Raw genomic sequence first — 13525 nt, forward strand, 5'->3', positions numbered from 1 at the left:
GGTGGCAGGATGTTGCAACTCCGCTGCCAAGTAAAATGGTTGCCGAGCGCCGCTGCGGCCCGCCGGTCAGCCCAGCAGTACCGTTTTGGTGGCCAACGCTGCGAGGGTGGCGGTCACCGCAGCGGCAGGCAGGCCGCCCCACCGCTCCAGCGCCGCGAAAGCGACACCGCCCATAATCAATGCCCAGGCGACAACCTCGGTCAATTCCATGGCGGGCACGACTGCCTCCCTTAAGTGGATATATTTTAACCTAACAGCAATTTATTGCCCATGGAAGTGATAGTTCGCGAGACTTCCGACGGCGCCCGACACCGAGCGATACCGACGCAAGGCAGGATTGCGCCATCACCTGTTGCACTGCGGCGCACAGTTCCGCATCTAGGTCGGCCATGGACGCCCTTCCCCTTGCCGCCGCAAAGCCCGCCATCCCGCCCGCCTTCTTCGGCGAGAGGGTGACCTGGGTCCATCACTGGACCGACAAGCAGTTCTCATTCCGCTGCACGCGCGATCCAGCGCTTCGCTTCGTCGCCGGGCAGTTCGCCATGATTGGCTTAATGGTCGACGGCAAACCGCTGGTGCGGGCTTATTCCATGGTCAGTCCGCCCTGGGACGAGGAACTCGAATTCCTTTCCATCAAGGTGCAGAACGGCCCGCTGACCTCTCGTCTTCAGCATATCAAGGCTGGCGACACGGTGCTGATCGGCAAGAAGCCGACCGGCACCTTGCTGATTGAGAACCTGTTGCCCGGCAAGACGCTCTGGATGGTTTCGACCGGTACGGGCCTCGCCCCTTTCATGTCGCTGATCCGCGAACCCGAAGTCTACGAGCGCTATGAGCATGTCGTGCTCATGCACGGGGTGCGAGAGGTCAAGGAGCTTGCCTACCATGACTATATCGGAAATGACCTTCCGGCGCATGAGTTCCTTGGCGAGATGCTGCAGGGCAAGCTGTTGTACTATCCGACCGTGACCAGGGAAGCTTTCCCGACTCAGGGCCGGGTCACCACTCTGCTCGAGAGCGGCAAGGCATGCGCCGATCTGGGCCTTCCGCCCCTCTCGCCCGAGCACGACCGGGTTATGCTTTGCGGCTCGGAGGCGATGAATGCCGACGTGAAGGCGCTGCTCGAAGCCCGCGGATTCACCGAGGGCTCGAACAGCGAGCCCGGCACTTACGTGGTCGAAAAGGCGTTCGTTACAAAATAGTGGCGACCTCAGCCGGGCTTCTCCAGTAGCCCGCAACACCGCCGTCCGCATGGCCACGCCATTCAAGGCGGACCCAACGGGACCGAGTTGTATCAATCACGGTTTCGTTTGGCGGGAAGGGCTTCGGGATCGGTTGCGTGCCAGCATCTGTACCGCATGCGGCTGGGTGAGGTATCCCAGGGCCCGGTGCTGGGCGCTGTCGCAGGCGCCATCACTGGGAAAGGACGACCGATGGATGCAGCCCTGCGCGACGGCGCAGCAAGATGGCTGGCGGACGCGGTGAAATCCGGTGATTCGGGGGCGCCATTGCCCGCCTTTGCAACGCCGCGCAGCATGCTAGACGGCCAGCGGATCGCCGCGCGGGTCCTCGACATGCTGGATCTTTCCACCTGTGGCCTGCGCCTGACCAATCCTACCCACAGCCGGCCAGTTCCTGGCCCGGTGTTGGAAGAGCGACTGCTCAAGGAAGGCGCAAGCGTATCCATGTCGATGTTGCGGCATCCGCGTGCCAGCGCCGCAGTGGTCGGGGAACTGGCTGAAGACCTGCCCCGGCGCGGCGACGAGACGCCGAATTTTGCCGCCCTGCACCCCGCCGTCGATGTTGCCAGCTGGCGCCTTCCCGAGCCGCCCTCGACAGGTGCCCTGGCCGCGGCAGACCTTGCCGGGCTCGGCTTCATAATACTAGGCAGGGCGAAGCGGATGCCGCCGATGCGCCTGCGGATCTCCCTCGCCCCGACCGGAACTTGGCGACGCGGCGAGGAAGTCGACCTGGAGGAGGCACTGATGGCGGCGGCGCTCGCGGCGCGCCGGGCCGGCGGGCTGCCGCGCGGCTCCTTCCTGGTGGTGCCGCTGGGCGAATCGCTGGAACCTGAGACTGGGCTCGACTTGCATGCCTCCTTCGGCCGGCTCGGCCGCGTCAGCGTCCGGTTCGATTAGGCAGAAGCCTGCTCTGCCATCCAGGAACATTGCTCGCGTTGTTATTTCTATCCTGTTTGCTGAAATCGGATTGACGGTGCATCACCGTTCTGATTGACGCTCATTCCTACGTTTGCCGTGGCAGGCATGTCCTGAAATTGTGCCGGACGCCGGGTCCGGTGAAAGGGATGGTCGCCGTGGCAGCGCAAGGCATAAGATCGTTGACAGGGGCGAGGAATGGCCAGCCAAGCGGCTACAATGAAAACCGACGACAAGACCCCTCCCATGAGCCCCGAGGAAAGAAAGGTCATCCTGGCCTCCTCGCTCGGCACGGTGTTCGAGTGGTACGACTTCTATCTTTATGGGTCTCTGGCTGCCGTCATCGGCGCCAACTTCTTCAGCCAGTTCCCGGAGAGCACCCGCAACATCTTCGCCCTGCTGGCATTTGCAGCGGGCTTCCTGGTGCGCCCATTCGGCGCACTGGTCTTCGGCCGGCTCGGTGACCTGGTCGGGCGCAAGTATACCTTTCTCGTCACCATCCTGATCATGGGCGGCAGCACCTTCGTGGTGGGCATCCTGCCGACCTCAGACAGCATCGGCATCTTAGCGCCAATCGTGCTGATCGTGCTGCGCTTGCTGCAGGGCTTGGCGCTTGGCGGCGAGTACGGCGGCGCGGCGACCTATGTGGCGGAACATGCGCCGCACGGCCGGCGCGGCTTCTACACCTCGTTCATCCAGATCACCGCCACGGCCGGCCTGTTCCTGTCGCTGCTGGTCATCCTGTTTACCCAGGTCGCGGTGGGCCCGGACGCCTTCAAGGCCTGGGGCTGGCGCGTGCCGTTCCTGCTGTCGATCGCCCTGCTTGGCATCTCCGTCTGGATCCGCCTACAGATGGAGGAAAGCCCAGCCTTCAAGAAGATGAAAGCGGAGGGCACCCATTCGAAGGCGCCGATCTCCGAAGCTTTCGGCCAGTGGAAGAACGCCAAGGTCGCCATCATTGCCCTGCTTGGCCTGGTCATGGGTCAGGCAGTGGTCTGGTACACCGGCCAGTTCTATGCACTGTTCTTCATGGGCACGGTGCTGAAAGTCGATCCCTTCACCACCAACATGCTGATAGCTTGGTCGCTGCTGCTGGGCTCGGGTGGCTTCGTCTTGTTCGGCTGGCTGTCCGACAAGATCGGCCGCAAGCCGATCATCCTCGGCGGCTGCCTGCTGGCTGCGCTGACCTACTTCCCGCTGTTCAAGCTGATGAGCCACGAGGCCAATCCGGCCCTGTCCAAGGCCCATAGCGAGATCTCGGTTCAGGTGGTGACCGACCAGTCCGCGTGCTCCTTCCAGTTCAATCCGACTGGCACGGCGAAGTTCACCCAACCCTGCGACATCGCCAAAGCCGCCCTGGCCCGCGCCTCGGTCAACTACTCCGTCGAGAACGCACCAGGCGCGGTTGCCGCGGTCCGCATCCAAGGTGGCGAACTCATCCCGGCCAATAGCCCGACCTTCGCCACTGACCTCGGGAAGGCACTGACCGCGGCCGGCTACCCGGCGGCGTCCAACCCGACGGTCGTCAAGATGTCGAACCCCTTCGACATCTTCCGCGAGCAGCCGGCAGTGCTGGTCGGGATCCTGACCATCCTGGTCATCTACGTGACCATGGTCTACGGCCCGATCGCCGCGGCGCTGGTGGAACTCTTCCCGACGCGGATCCGCTACACCTCGATGTCGCTGCCCTACCACATCGGGAATGGCTGGTTTGGCGGTCTGCTGCCGGCGACGTCCTTCGCCATGATCGCGCAGACCGGCGACGTCTATTTCGGGCTCTGGTATCCGATTGTGATCGCCGTGGCGACGGTGGTCATCGGCGTGCTCTTCGTGCCGGAAACCAAGGACGTGGATATCTACGCCGAAGACAGGGCGTAGTTGGACCAGTCGAACAAGGAAGGCGCCGGGGGTAACCCCGGCGCCTTTTCTCATGCCCTTCACCCGCCAGTCGGCGGCGGCGGCCCCTGCCCCATCCGATCCCGCCGGATGCGGACACCGCGCGCCTTCATGTCGCGCAGCGCGAGGTAGGCCATCCCCGCCATCACCGCGTCGTTCAGCGCGTCATGCGCCGCCAAGGGCGGAATGCCGAGGTCCTTCAGAATGTTATCGAAGCGCAGGTCGAAGACCGTCCCGGGCGGCGCATTGCCATACTTGCGATCGTAGTACATCCCACTGACCTCGATCTGCGGATTGGGCAGCTTCACCTCGATCAGGTCCATTGCATACTTGTCCAGCATGCGGACATCGAAATCGATGTAGTAGCCGACCAGCGGCCGGCCACCGATGAAGCGAAGCAGGTCCGGCAGAACCTTCCGCATCGGCAGGGCATCCGCCACGTCGCGCTGGCGGATGCGGTGCACCTTGATCGACTCCGCGCCGGCTTGGCTGTCCTCCGGCCTGACGAAAGCCTCGAAGCGCTCGCTGGTCAGGATGCGGTTGCCGCGGATGCGTACAGCGGCGACCGCCACGATGTCGTCGTGCCGCGGATCGAGTCCGGTGGTCTCGCAGTCAAGCGCCACTGCCTCATCCGGCGGCCCCGGCTCGAAGAGGAACTTGTAGGCATGGTCGCCGAGCGAGGCTCTGTAGAACAGCCGCCACAGCGCGCCGCGGCTCATCCGAAGGCAGCCAAGTTGTAGCGGGACCGCAGCGTCTCTCGGAATTGCCGGACGATGCGGAGCGCGTCGCGCAGGATGTCGCGGTCGGCCGGCGAGAGGCTGCCTGGCAGAACCAGCGCCTCCGTTTCCAGCACACCGCGCCGTACGGCTTCCAGCTGCGCCCGCAGCCGGTATTCCATGAAGACGCGCAGCGCCGAAAGCAACTCCTGCCCGAAGGCCGCGCTGAAGGCGCCGGCGGCGACCAGCGCCTCGATCCGCCCAGCGGTCGAGGTCGCCATAATGCCGCGGTCCATCGCCATCGCGCGCATGCCATGCACGATCGGAAAGATGCCGGCCTTCTTGATGTCGATTGCGTCGGCGGCGACCCCGACCTTTTCCATCAGGGCCGAGAACGCGCCGAGGCCGGGCGTCTCGAAGCTCTCGACCAAGTTGGCGAAGCGGGCGATCAGCGCGCGTTCGCCGCGCATCATCTCGGCCAGGGCGTGCTTCGCCTCGGCCAGCAGGCTGGTCCGGCCGGTGACGGCAACCGCATCGAAAAAGATCGCAAGGTTCATCGCCGCTTCCGGCGTGCGGTCCATGATCCAGAGCCGGAGCTGCCGCAGCAGCCCGTCCAGCGGCTGCGACCAGAGCGGGTTGCGGACCATGACGTCGCCCGGGCAGGGCGGGAAGCCGAAGTCGGCCAGGGCGCCGGAGAAATCCTGGCGAAACCGCGTCAACTCCGCCGCCGGCACTGGCCCGTCCAGCAGCAGCCCGTTGTCCTGGTCGGTCCGCACGGTCTGCTCGCCGCGGCCCTCCGAGCCCATGATCATCAGGCAGCCATGTTTGCGGATGGCGGGCGGCGCCAACAGGTCGAACAGCTTGACGAAGAGCCGCCGGTTGAGATCGGAGGTGATCTCGGCGATCTGCTCCACCTTGACGCCCTGGCGATGTAGCCGCTCGACCTGGCCCTGAATATCCTGCGCCGGGGCGGCAAGGTCCGCCACGTTGCGGGCACGATCGATGCGGCCGGGGATGAGCTGCGAATTACCGGCGACTAGGCCGAGGATATGGATGTCCTCAAGGAAGCCGGTGAACTCGCCCGCGGTCCGTACCGCGACGCGGCGCCTGTCGTGCCGGGTCATCAGCAGCAGCGCCTCGAAGATGAAATCCTCGGCGTCGACGGCGATGACGTCGAAGTGGCAGACCTGCCGCACCGGCGTGTCGAGCGGCAGCTGCTTCAGCAGCACCGCCTTGGCCAGGTTCATGCCGGTGACAACGCCGATCCGCCCATCCTCCCGCACATAGGCAGCGTTGATGCTGGCCTCCTGCATGCGCGCCGCAGCTTCGGCAAGCGTCGCATCGCCCGGCACCATGACGGCTGGTCCGCGGCTGGCCTCCCGGACGCGGGCGCGCAGCACGCTCTCCATGCCCTCCTGCCGATGGGCACGAGCGAAGGCGTCGAGCTTGGCGGAGACCTCGGAGTAGAAAAAGGCGGCGAAGCCGGCATTGCGGGAGATGAGGTTGAGGACGACGCCGCGCGGGATGAGGTAGCAGAGCGTCTCCTCGGTGGCAATGAAGTCCTCGCCGGCTGCGCCGTGCACCAGGGCTCGGCTGTCGAAGGCGTCCTTCGGGCCGAGCACGGCGTTGAGGGTGCCGCCGTCGCGGACCTCGATGGAACCCTTGATGACGACGTGGAGGTGCTCGGACTTCTGGCCCGGGATGAGCACCGCCTCGCCCGGCCGCAGATAGGCGATGTCGAGGGCGGCGCGGAGTTCGCCAATCTCCTCCTGCGTGAGGCGATCGAAGGGTGGGTTGCTGGCATCGAAGGCGCTTGGCATCGGCGTGATGCGGGCGACCGGTTGCCCGGTCGCCCGCCGCGTCTCAGTGGATATGCGCCGAGGCGGCGCCGATCCCGGTTTCCGACCGCACATACTGCGCGTCGTAGGAGGCCAGCTCGCTCCTGGCCCGGGCGCTGCTGTCCAGCTTCGAGACCGCCCAGATGCCGACGAAGGCGATGGTCATCGAGAACAGCGCCGGATTGTCGTAGGGGAAGAGGGCCGTCTTGTTGCCCAGCGTCTGCACCCAGACCGCCTTCGACAGGACCACCATCGCCACCGCCGAGAAAAGGCCGAGGAAGCCGCCGACCATGGCGCCGCGGGTGGTGCAGCCCTTCCACATCGTGCTCATCAGCAGGACGGGGAAGTTGCAACTCGCCGCGACGGCGAAGGCCAGGCCCACCATGAAGGCGACGTTCTGGTTCTCGAAGACGTAGCCGAGGATGATGGCGACGATGCCGATCACCACGGCGGAGATCTTCGAAATGTTGACCTCCTTCTTCTCGTTGGTGCGGCCGCGGGCGATGACCTCGGCATAAAGGTCGTGGCTGACCGCCGAGGCGCCTGAAAGCGTCAGGCCGGCAACAACCGCAAGGATAGTGGCGAAGGCGACCGCCGAGATGAAGCCGAGGAAGAGGCTGCCGCCGACCGCGTTCGCCAGGTGGACCGCCGCCATGTTGGTGCCGCCCAGCAGACCGGTGATCTTGTTAATCACGCCACCTGGGCCGGCCGCGTAGTAGCCCGGGTCCACCATGAGGAAGGTGATGGCGCCGAAGCCGATGATGAAGGTTAGGATGTAGAAGTAGGCGATCAGGCCGGTGGCGTAGAACACCGACTTCCGTGCCGCCTTGGCGTCGGAGACGGTGAAGAAGCGCATCAGGATATGCGGCAGGCCGGCGGTACCGAACATCAACGCCAGACCCAGCGAAATGGCGGAAACCGGGTCGGCGACCATGCCGCCGGGCGCCATGATGGCATCGCCCTTCGGGTGCACCTTCACCGCCTCGGCGAACATCGCCTCCGGGCTGAAGCCGAAATGGAGCATGACCATGAAGGCCATGAAGGTGGCACCGCCGAGCAGCAGGCAGGCCTTGATGATCTGCACCCAGGTGGTCGCCTTCATGCCGCCGAAGGCGACGTAGACGATCATCAGCGCGCCGACGATGACGACGGCATAGAGGTAATCGAGGCCGAAGAGCAGCTGGATCAGCTTCCCCGCGCCGACCATCTGGGCAATCAGGTAGAAGGCCACCACCACCAGCGTCCCGGTCGCCGACAGGATGCGGATCTGCGTCTGGTCGAGCCGGAAGGAGGCGACGTCGGCGAAGGTGAACTTGCCGAGGTTACGCAGCCGTTCGGCGATCAGGAAGAGCACGATCGGCCAGCCCACCAGAAAGCCGATCGAGTAGATCAGCCCGTCGAAGCCGGAGGCGAAGACGAGGCCCGAGATGCCGAGGAAGGAGGCCGCGGACATATAGTCGCCGGCGATCGCCAAGCCGTTCTGGAATCCGGTGATGCCGCCGCCCGCCGCGTAGAAATCCGCCGCCGACTTGGTCGAGGCAGCGGCGCGATAGGTGATGAACAGGGTGCCGATGACAAAGAGGAAGAACATAGCGATGGCGGCGATGTTCAGCCCCTGCTTGTCCACCGCGCCGTCGACCGCGCCGGCCGCCCAGGCCACCGCATGCGTTCCGAGGAAAGCGACGAGGCCGGCCCCCGTCGCGAGAGTGAGGCGGCGCATCAGGCGATGTCCTTCTGCAGGTCGCGGGTCAGCGCATCGAAGCGGCCATTGGCGCGCTGCACATAGATGCCGGTGAGCAGGAAGGCGGAGACGATGACGATCAGGCCGAGCACGATGCCGACCGAGGTTGCCCCGCCGCCCACCTTCGCCGCCATCAGATCGTGCGCGAAAGCCACCAGGAAGATGAACCCGAGGTAGATCGCCAGCATGACCGCGGCGAGGGTCCAGGCGAAGCTGGAGCGGGTGCGCACGAGTTCCTGGAATTTCGGATTGCCGAGAATACGGTCCTGTTCCGATGTTGCCACGTCAAGTCCTCCCTGGCGGCTAGTTTAGGTGCATTGCAGCATAGGCTGGGCGCCATCGCCGGCGTATTGATCCAGCGCAATGCAGCGTCAGCGGGCCTCGCCTAACCGCCCCGCGCAGGACGCGCCAGTCCCATCGCTTCGGGATACGTCGCCTTGCCCCCGCAGCGGCTTGCGGCCTGTGCCGGGCCTTGCCAGTTTGCCGGGGGGCAACCCGGGAGGCATACATGCAAACCAGCGACGGCTCGAGCCAATACGCAGCCACCTACGCCGCTTGGCAGGCAGACCCGGAACGCTATTGGGCGGCAGCGGCCAGGCGCATCGACTGGGACCGCGTGCCGCAGCGGATCTTTGACCCTGCATCCGGCCCCTATGGCCGCTGGTTCCCGGATGCCCGCCTGAATACCTGCCACAACGCCGTCGACCGCCATGTCGCCGCCGGCCGCGGTGCGCAGCCTGCCATCATCTGGGACAGCCCAATGACCGGACGGGTCGAGACGCTGAGCTATGCTGCGCTGCTCGACCGGGTCTCGAGGCTTGCCGGCGCGCTGGCCGCTCGCGGCGTCGGCGCTGGCGACCGCGTCGTGCTCTACATGCCAATGGTGGCTGAAGCGGCGATCGGCATGCTGGCCTGCGCCCGGCTCGGCGCGGTGCATTCGGTGGTCTTCGGCGGCTTCGCCGCGGCCGAGCTTGCGGCGCGCATCGCGGATGCCAAGCCGAAGGTGATCCTGGCGGCCTCCTGCGGGCTCGAGCCCGGGCGCGTCGTCGCCTACAAGCCGCTGCTGGACGCGGCCATCGCTCTGTCGCCGCACAAGCCGAACGCTGTGCTGGTGCTGCAACGCGAACAGGCCGTGGCCGAGCTGCTCGCAGGCCGCGACGAGGACTGGCTGGCGGCCGAAGTCACCGCAGCGCCTGCCGCCTGCGTTTCTGTCGCCGCGACCGACCCGTTGTATATCCTGTATACTAGCGGCACCACGGGCAAGCCAAAGGGCGTGGTGCGCGACAACGGCGGGCATGCCGTCGCACTGCGCAACTCCATGGCCATGCTCTACGGCATCGAGCCTGGCGAGGTGATGTTCACCGCCTCCGATGTCGGCTGGGTCGTCGGGCATTCCTACATCATCTATGCACCGCTGCTGACCGGTGCGACCACGGTGCTGTTTGAAGGCAAGCCGGTCGGCACCCCGGATGCCGGCACCTTCTGGCGGGTTTGCGCCCAGCACGGCGTCAAGGCGATGTTCACCGCGCCGACCGCGATCCGCGCGATCAAGCGGGACGACCCAGATGGCAGGCTGCTGTCTCAGCACGACCTCTCGAAGCTTGAGGCGCTGTTCCTCGCGGGCGAACGCTGCGACCCGCCGACTGCCGAGTGGTGTGCGGCGATGCTCGGCAAACCGGTCATAGACCATTGGTGGCAGACCGAGACGGGGTGGGCAATCAGCGGCAATTTCCGTGGCCTCGGCCTGTTCCCGGCGCGCTTCGGCAGCGGCGGCAAGGCTTCCCCCGGCTACGACGTGGCGGCGCTGGACGAAGCCGGGCAGCGGCTGCCTCCGGGTCAGAGCGGCACCCTGGCGATCCACCTGCCGCTGCCGCCAGGCTGTCTGCCGACACTCTGGCAGGCCGACGACCGCTTCCGCGAGTCCTATACCGAGACCTATCCCGGCTGGTACAATACCTCCGACGCCGGGGTGGTGGATGCGGACGGCTATGTATCGGTCATGTCCCGCACCGACGACATCATCAACGTCGCCGGCCACCGCCTCAGCACCGGCGCTATGGAGGAGGTGCTGGCGGGCCATCCGGACGTCGCGGAATGCGCCGTGGTCGGCATCAAGGACAGCCTGAAGGGCCAGGTGCCGCTCGGCCTCGTGGTGCTGAAGTCGGGCGTCGCCAAGGGCGATGCCGCGATCTGCAAAGAACTGGTCGGCCTGGTGCGCGAACGGATCGGACCCGTCGCCGCCTTCAAGGATGCCCGTGTGGTGGCGCGCCTGCCGAAGACCCGCAGCGGCAAGATCCTGCGCGCGACGCTGCGCAAGATCGCCGATGGCGAGGACTACGTGGTGCCGCCGACCATCGACGACGCCAGCATCCTCGCCGACGTGGAAGGCGCGCTGCGCGGCATCGTGCGGTAGGACGGATGCCGGCAGGGCTGCGTCACCGGCAGGGGTGATCCTCTACAGCCTGCGGAAGCCCAGAGTGACGGCGGAGGGAGCCCGGTTCAGGCCTTGACGATGCCGGGGCCACGCAGGCCGCGGCGGGCGCAGGCATCGCGCGTATCGACCACCAGCGGCATCGCGGCACAAAGCCCGGCATAATCGACGCCGTCATGGTCGGTGACGATCAGCGCAGCGTCGCATTCCAGCACCGCCGCCCAGGGCAGCGACCGCCGCCCCGCCAGGGTGGCATGGTCCGGCAGGCCGGGCAGCTCCGGCACCAGCGGGTCGTGGTAGGGCGCCGTGCCGCCCTGCGCTTCGATCAACTCGATCAGCCGCAGCGCCGGGCTTTCCCGCACGTCCTCGATGCCCGGTTTGTACGCGGCGCCCAGCACCACGATGCGGCTGCCGGCGATGCCGCGGCCCAGCCGCGCTCGTAGCGCCGCCTCCATAGCCGTCACCACGTGGAAGGGCATGTCCGCGTTGATCTCGCCGGCCAGTTCGATGAAGCGGGCCGGCACGCCCGCGGCCCGCGCCTTCCAGGCGAGATAGTGCGGATCGACCGGGATGCAGTGCCCGCCCACCCCCGGGCCCGGCCAGAAGGGCATATAGCCGAAGGGCTTGCTGGCCGCCGCGGCCACCACCTCCCAGATATCGACGCCCATGGCACCGAAGGCCAGCTTGAGCTCGTTCGCCAGGGCGATGTTGACGGCGCGGAAGGCATTCTCGGTCAGCTTCACCGCCTCCGCCGCTTCTAGCGACCCGACCGGGACGACTCGCTCCACCGCTGCGCCATAGAGCGTCTCGGCCAGGTGCAGCGCATTCGCGTCGGCGCCGCCGACCACGCGGGGGATGCCGGCGGTGCGGAAATCGGGATTGCCAGGGTCCTCGCGCTCCGGCGAATAGGCCAGGAAGAAGTCCACCCCGCAGCGCAGCCCGGTCGACTCCAGGATCGGCCGCACCACGTCGCGTGTCGTGCCGGGCCAGGTGGTGGATTCGAGCACGACCAACTGCCCCGGCCGCAGGTGCCAGGCAAGCGAGCGGGCCGCCGCCTCGACTGCCGAGAGGTCCGGGTGACGGTCCGGCCCGAGCGGCGTCGGCACGCAGATCAGCACCGCGTCGGCCTCCGCCAGCCGTGCCCAGGCGCCGGAGACCGCGAAGCGCTGGGAATCGAGTGCCGCGCCGAGCGCCTGCGGCCCGACTGCCGCATGCCGCTCTCCCTCGCCTCCAGCCGCGCCAGCTTCGCCGCATCTTGGTCCAGGCCGAGCGTGACGAAGCCGGCTTCTGCCAGGGCCACCGCCATGGGCAGCCCGGCATAGCCGAGGCCTATCACCGCTACCTGGGCGCGGCGCGTGGCGAAGCGGTGCGCCAGGGCGCCGACCCAGCTCAGGGCGAGGTCCGGCGGCGATGGCTCCGCGACCGTTCGATGCTGAATACCTATAGAGCCGGCTTGGGCCATCTTGAGGCCGGCGCCGGGTCGCACGGGGATAATACCTGTAAAACCGGCAAACTCATCCAAGTGCACCCAAGCCGGCTCTATAAGTGTCGTTTTGAATTCGGCATATTTTTCTAGGCCTGCATTGGGCCCGAGTCGTCAATCACGGATGGGCTCTTCGTGCGTAAATTTCTCGTAAGAAGCAATGATTTCCGCTAAGATGCGGAATGCGTTGGGGCGAATTCCGTCCCGCCCCATTCTGGCCTAATTGGGGCGCCTGCAGCTTGGATCGCCGGTCAATGAAGGTTCTAGTCACCGGCAGCGCCGGGTTCATCGGGTTCCATGTCTCCCGCCGGCTGCTCGAGGCCGGGCATGCCGTCGCCGGCATTGATGCGATGGTCCCCTACTACGACGTCCGGCTGAAGCAGGCGCGGCATGCCCAACTGGAACGCCTGCCCGGCTTCACCTCGCATCTCTTCGACCTGACCGATGCCGTGCGCCTGGCCGAAGTCATGGCGGCCGAGCCACCGGAGGTGGTCATCCATCTCGCCGCCCAGGCCGGCGTGCGCTACGCCCTCGAACATCCCGAGAGCTACATTCATGCTAATATCCAGGGCAGCTTCGCGCTGCTGGAGGCCTGCAAGGCGCGGCCGGTCCAGCATCTGCTGATGGCCTCGACCAGCTCGGCCTATGGCGCCAATACCGCGATGCCGTTCAAGGAAACGGATGCAGTGGCCTCGCCGCTGAACATCTACGCCGCCACCAAGATGGCGACCGAGCAGATGGGCCATGCCTACGCCGCGCTCTGGCGGCAGCCCGTCACCATGTTCCGCTTCTTCACGGTCTACGGGCCCTGGGGCCGGCCGGACATGGCTTTCTTCAAGTTCACCGATGCGATCCTCCGGGGCCGCACCATCGACATCTACAACCACGGCCGGATGGAGCGCGACTTCACCTATGTGGACGACCTGGTCACTGCCATCCTTCGCTTGGTGGACTGCGTGCCGGAAGCCGGCCGGCCGGTCGCTGCCTGCGACAGCCTGAGCCAGGCCGGTCCCTTCCGAATCGTCAATATCGGCAATGCACAACCGGTGCAGCTGCTCGACTTCATCGCCGAGATCGAGCGCGCCTGCGGCCGCGAGGCGATCCGCAATTCCCTGCCGATGCAGCCGGGCGAGGTGCTGAAGACCTGGGCCGATACGTCGCTGCTCCAGGCGCTGACCGGCTATTGTCCGTCCACCGGCATCGAGGCCGGGATCGCCGCCTTCGTCGCCTGGTACCGCGAGCACTACGGCACCTGAGGGCCCGC

At 66.4% G+C, this 13525-nt stretch carries 12 protein-coding genes; 5 read left to right on the forward strand and 7 right to left on the reverse strand.

Annotation, left to right across the window (positions count from 1 at the left end; translation table 11 throughout):
• Positions 1-66: 66 nt before the first annotated feature.
• The gene (locus E2C06_RS37255; protein ID WP_165982119.1) at positions 67-210 is read right to left on the reverse strand and encodes a hypothetical protein; all 144 of its coding nucleotides are present in this window, start codon (positions 208-210) and stop codon (positions 67-69) included.
• 179 nt (positions 211-389) lie between these two features.
• Here E2C06_RS37255 and E2C06_RS00235 point away from each other — a divergent pair, with 179 nt between their 5' ends.
• The 3 genes from E2C06_RS00235 to E2C06_RS00245 all read left to right on the forward strand — a co-directional run bounded on the left by E2C06_RS00235 (position 390) and on the right by E2C06_RS00245 (position 4034).
• A complete protein-coding gene (locus tag E2C06_RS00235; RefSeq protein ID WP_133286566.1) occupies positions 390-1202 on the forward strand; it encodes a ferredoxin--NADP reductase in 813 nt (270 codons plus the stop codon).
• Between the two features lie 231 nt (positions 1203-1433).
• The gene (locus E2C06_RS00240) at positions 1434-2138 is read left to right on the forward strand and encodes a hypothetical protein (protein WP_133286567.1); all 705 of its coding nucleotides are present in this window, start codon (positions 1434-1436) and stop codon (positions 2136-2138) included.
• Between the two features lie 264 nt (positions 2139-2402).
• Entirely contained in the window at positions 2403-4034 is a 1632-nt protein-coding gene (locus E2C06_RS00245; RefSeq protein ID WP_133286568.1) for an MFS transporter, read from the forward strand.
• 59 nt (positions 4035-4093) lie between these two features.
• Here E2C06_RS00245 and E2C06_RS00250 read toward each other — a convergent pair whose 3' ends face one another.
• The 4 genes from E2C06_RS00250 to E2C06_RS00265 are packed head-to-tail and all read right to left on the reverse strand — an operon-like array spanning position 4094 to position 8631.
• Positions 4094-4771: a 3'-5' exonuclease gene (locus tag E2C06_RS00250; protein ID WP_133286569.1), complete on the reverse strand. Its 678-nt coding sequence runs from the start codon at positions 4769-4771 to the stop codon at positions 4094-4096.
• Positions 4768-6588, reverse strand: a complete 1821-nt coding sequence (locus E2C06_RS00255) for a putative nucleotidyltransferase substrate binding domain-containing protein (protein WP_133286570.1) — start codon at positions 6586-6588, stop codon at positions 4768-4770. The genes E2C06_RS00250 and E2C06_RS00255 overlap by 4 nt, the downstream gene beginning before the upstream one ends.
• A gap of 43 nt (positions 6589-6631) precedes the next feature.
• Positions 6632-8326, reverse strand: coding sequence for a cation acetate symporter (locus E2C06_RS00260; protein ID WP_133286571.1), 1695 nt, complete (start codon positions 8324-8326; stop codon positions 6632-6634).
• Positions 8326-8631, reverse strand: coding sequence for a DUF485 domain-containing protein (locus tag E2C06_RS00265; protein WP_133286572.1), 306 nt, complete (start codon positions 8629-8631; stop codon positions 8326-8328). The genes E2C06_RS00260 and E2C06_RS00265 overlap by 1 nt, the downstream gene beginning before the upstream one ends.
• Before the next feature lie 224 nt (positions 8632-8855).
• On the opposite strand from E2C06_RS00265, the gene E2C06_RS00270 reads away from it, so the two are divergent.
• Complete coding sequence (locus E2C06_RS00270; RefSeq protein WP_133286573.1) at positions 8856-10760, forward strand: AMP-binding protein; 1905 nt, start codon at positions 8856-8858, stop codon at positions 10758-10760.
• Positions 10761-10846: 86 nt separating this feature from the next.
• Here E2C06_RS00270 and E2C06_RS00275 read toward each other — a convergent pair whose 3' ends face one another.
• Both E2C06_RS00275 and E2C06_RS40170 read right to left on the reverse strand, forming a co-directional pair.
• Positions 10847-11914 carry a nucleotide sugar dehydrogenase gene (locus E2C06_RS00275; protein ID WP_277751776.1) on the reverse strand — a complete coding sequence of 356 codons (1068 nt, stop codon included), beginning with the start codon at positions 11912-11914 and terminating at the stop codon, positions 10847-10849.
• Positions 11890-12264 carry an NAD(P)-binding domain-containing protein gene (locus E2C06_RS40170; RefSeq protein ID WP_277751771.1) on the reverse strand — a complete coding sequence of 125 codons (375 nt, stop codon included), beginning with the start codon at positions 12262-12264 and terminating at the stop codon, positions 11890-11892. The genes E2C06_RS00275 and E2C06_RS40170 overlap by 25 nt, the downstream gene beginning before the upstream one ends.
• A gap of 251 nt (positions 12265-12515) precedes the next feature.
• Here E2C06_RS40170 and E2C06_RS00280 point away from each other — a divergent pair, with 251 nt between their 5' ends.
• On the forward strand, positions 12516-13517 hold the full coding sequence (locus tag E2C06_RS00280) for an NAD-dependent epimerase/dehydratase family protein (protein WP_133286574.1): 1002 nt from the start codon (positions 12516-12518) through the stop codon (positions 13515-13517).
• The last annotated feature ends 8 nt before the right edge of the window (positions 13518-13525 follow it).

It is taken from the genome of Dankookia rubra (genome assembly GCF_004355005.1).
Taxonomy (GTDB): Bacteria; Pseudomonadota; Alphaproteobacteria; order Acetobacterales; family Acetobacteraceae; genus Paracraurococcus; species Paracraurococcus ruber_A.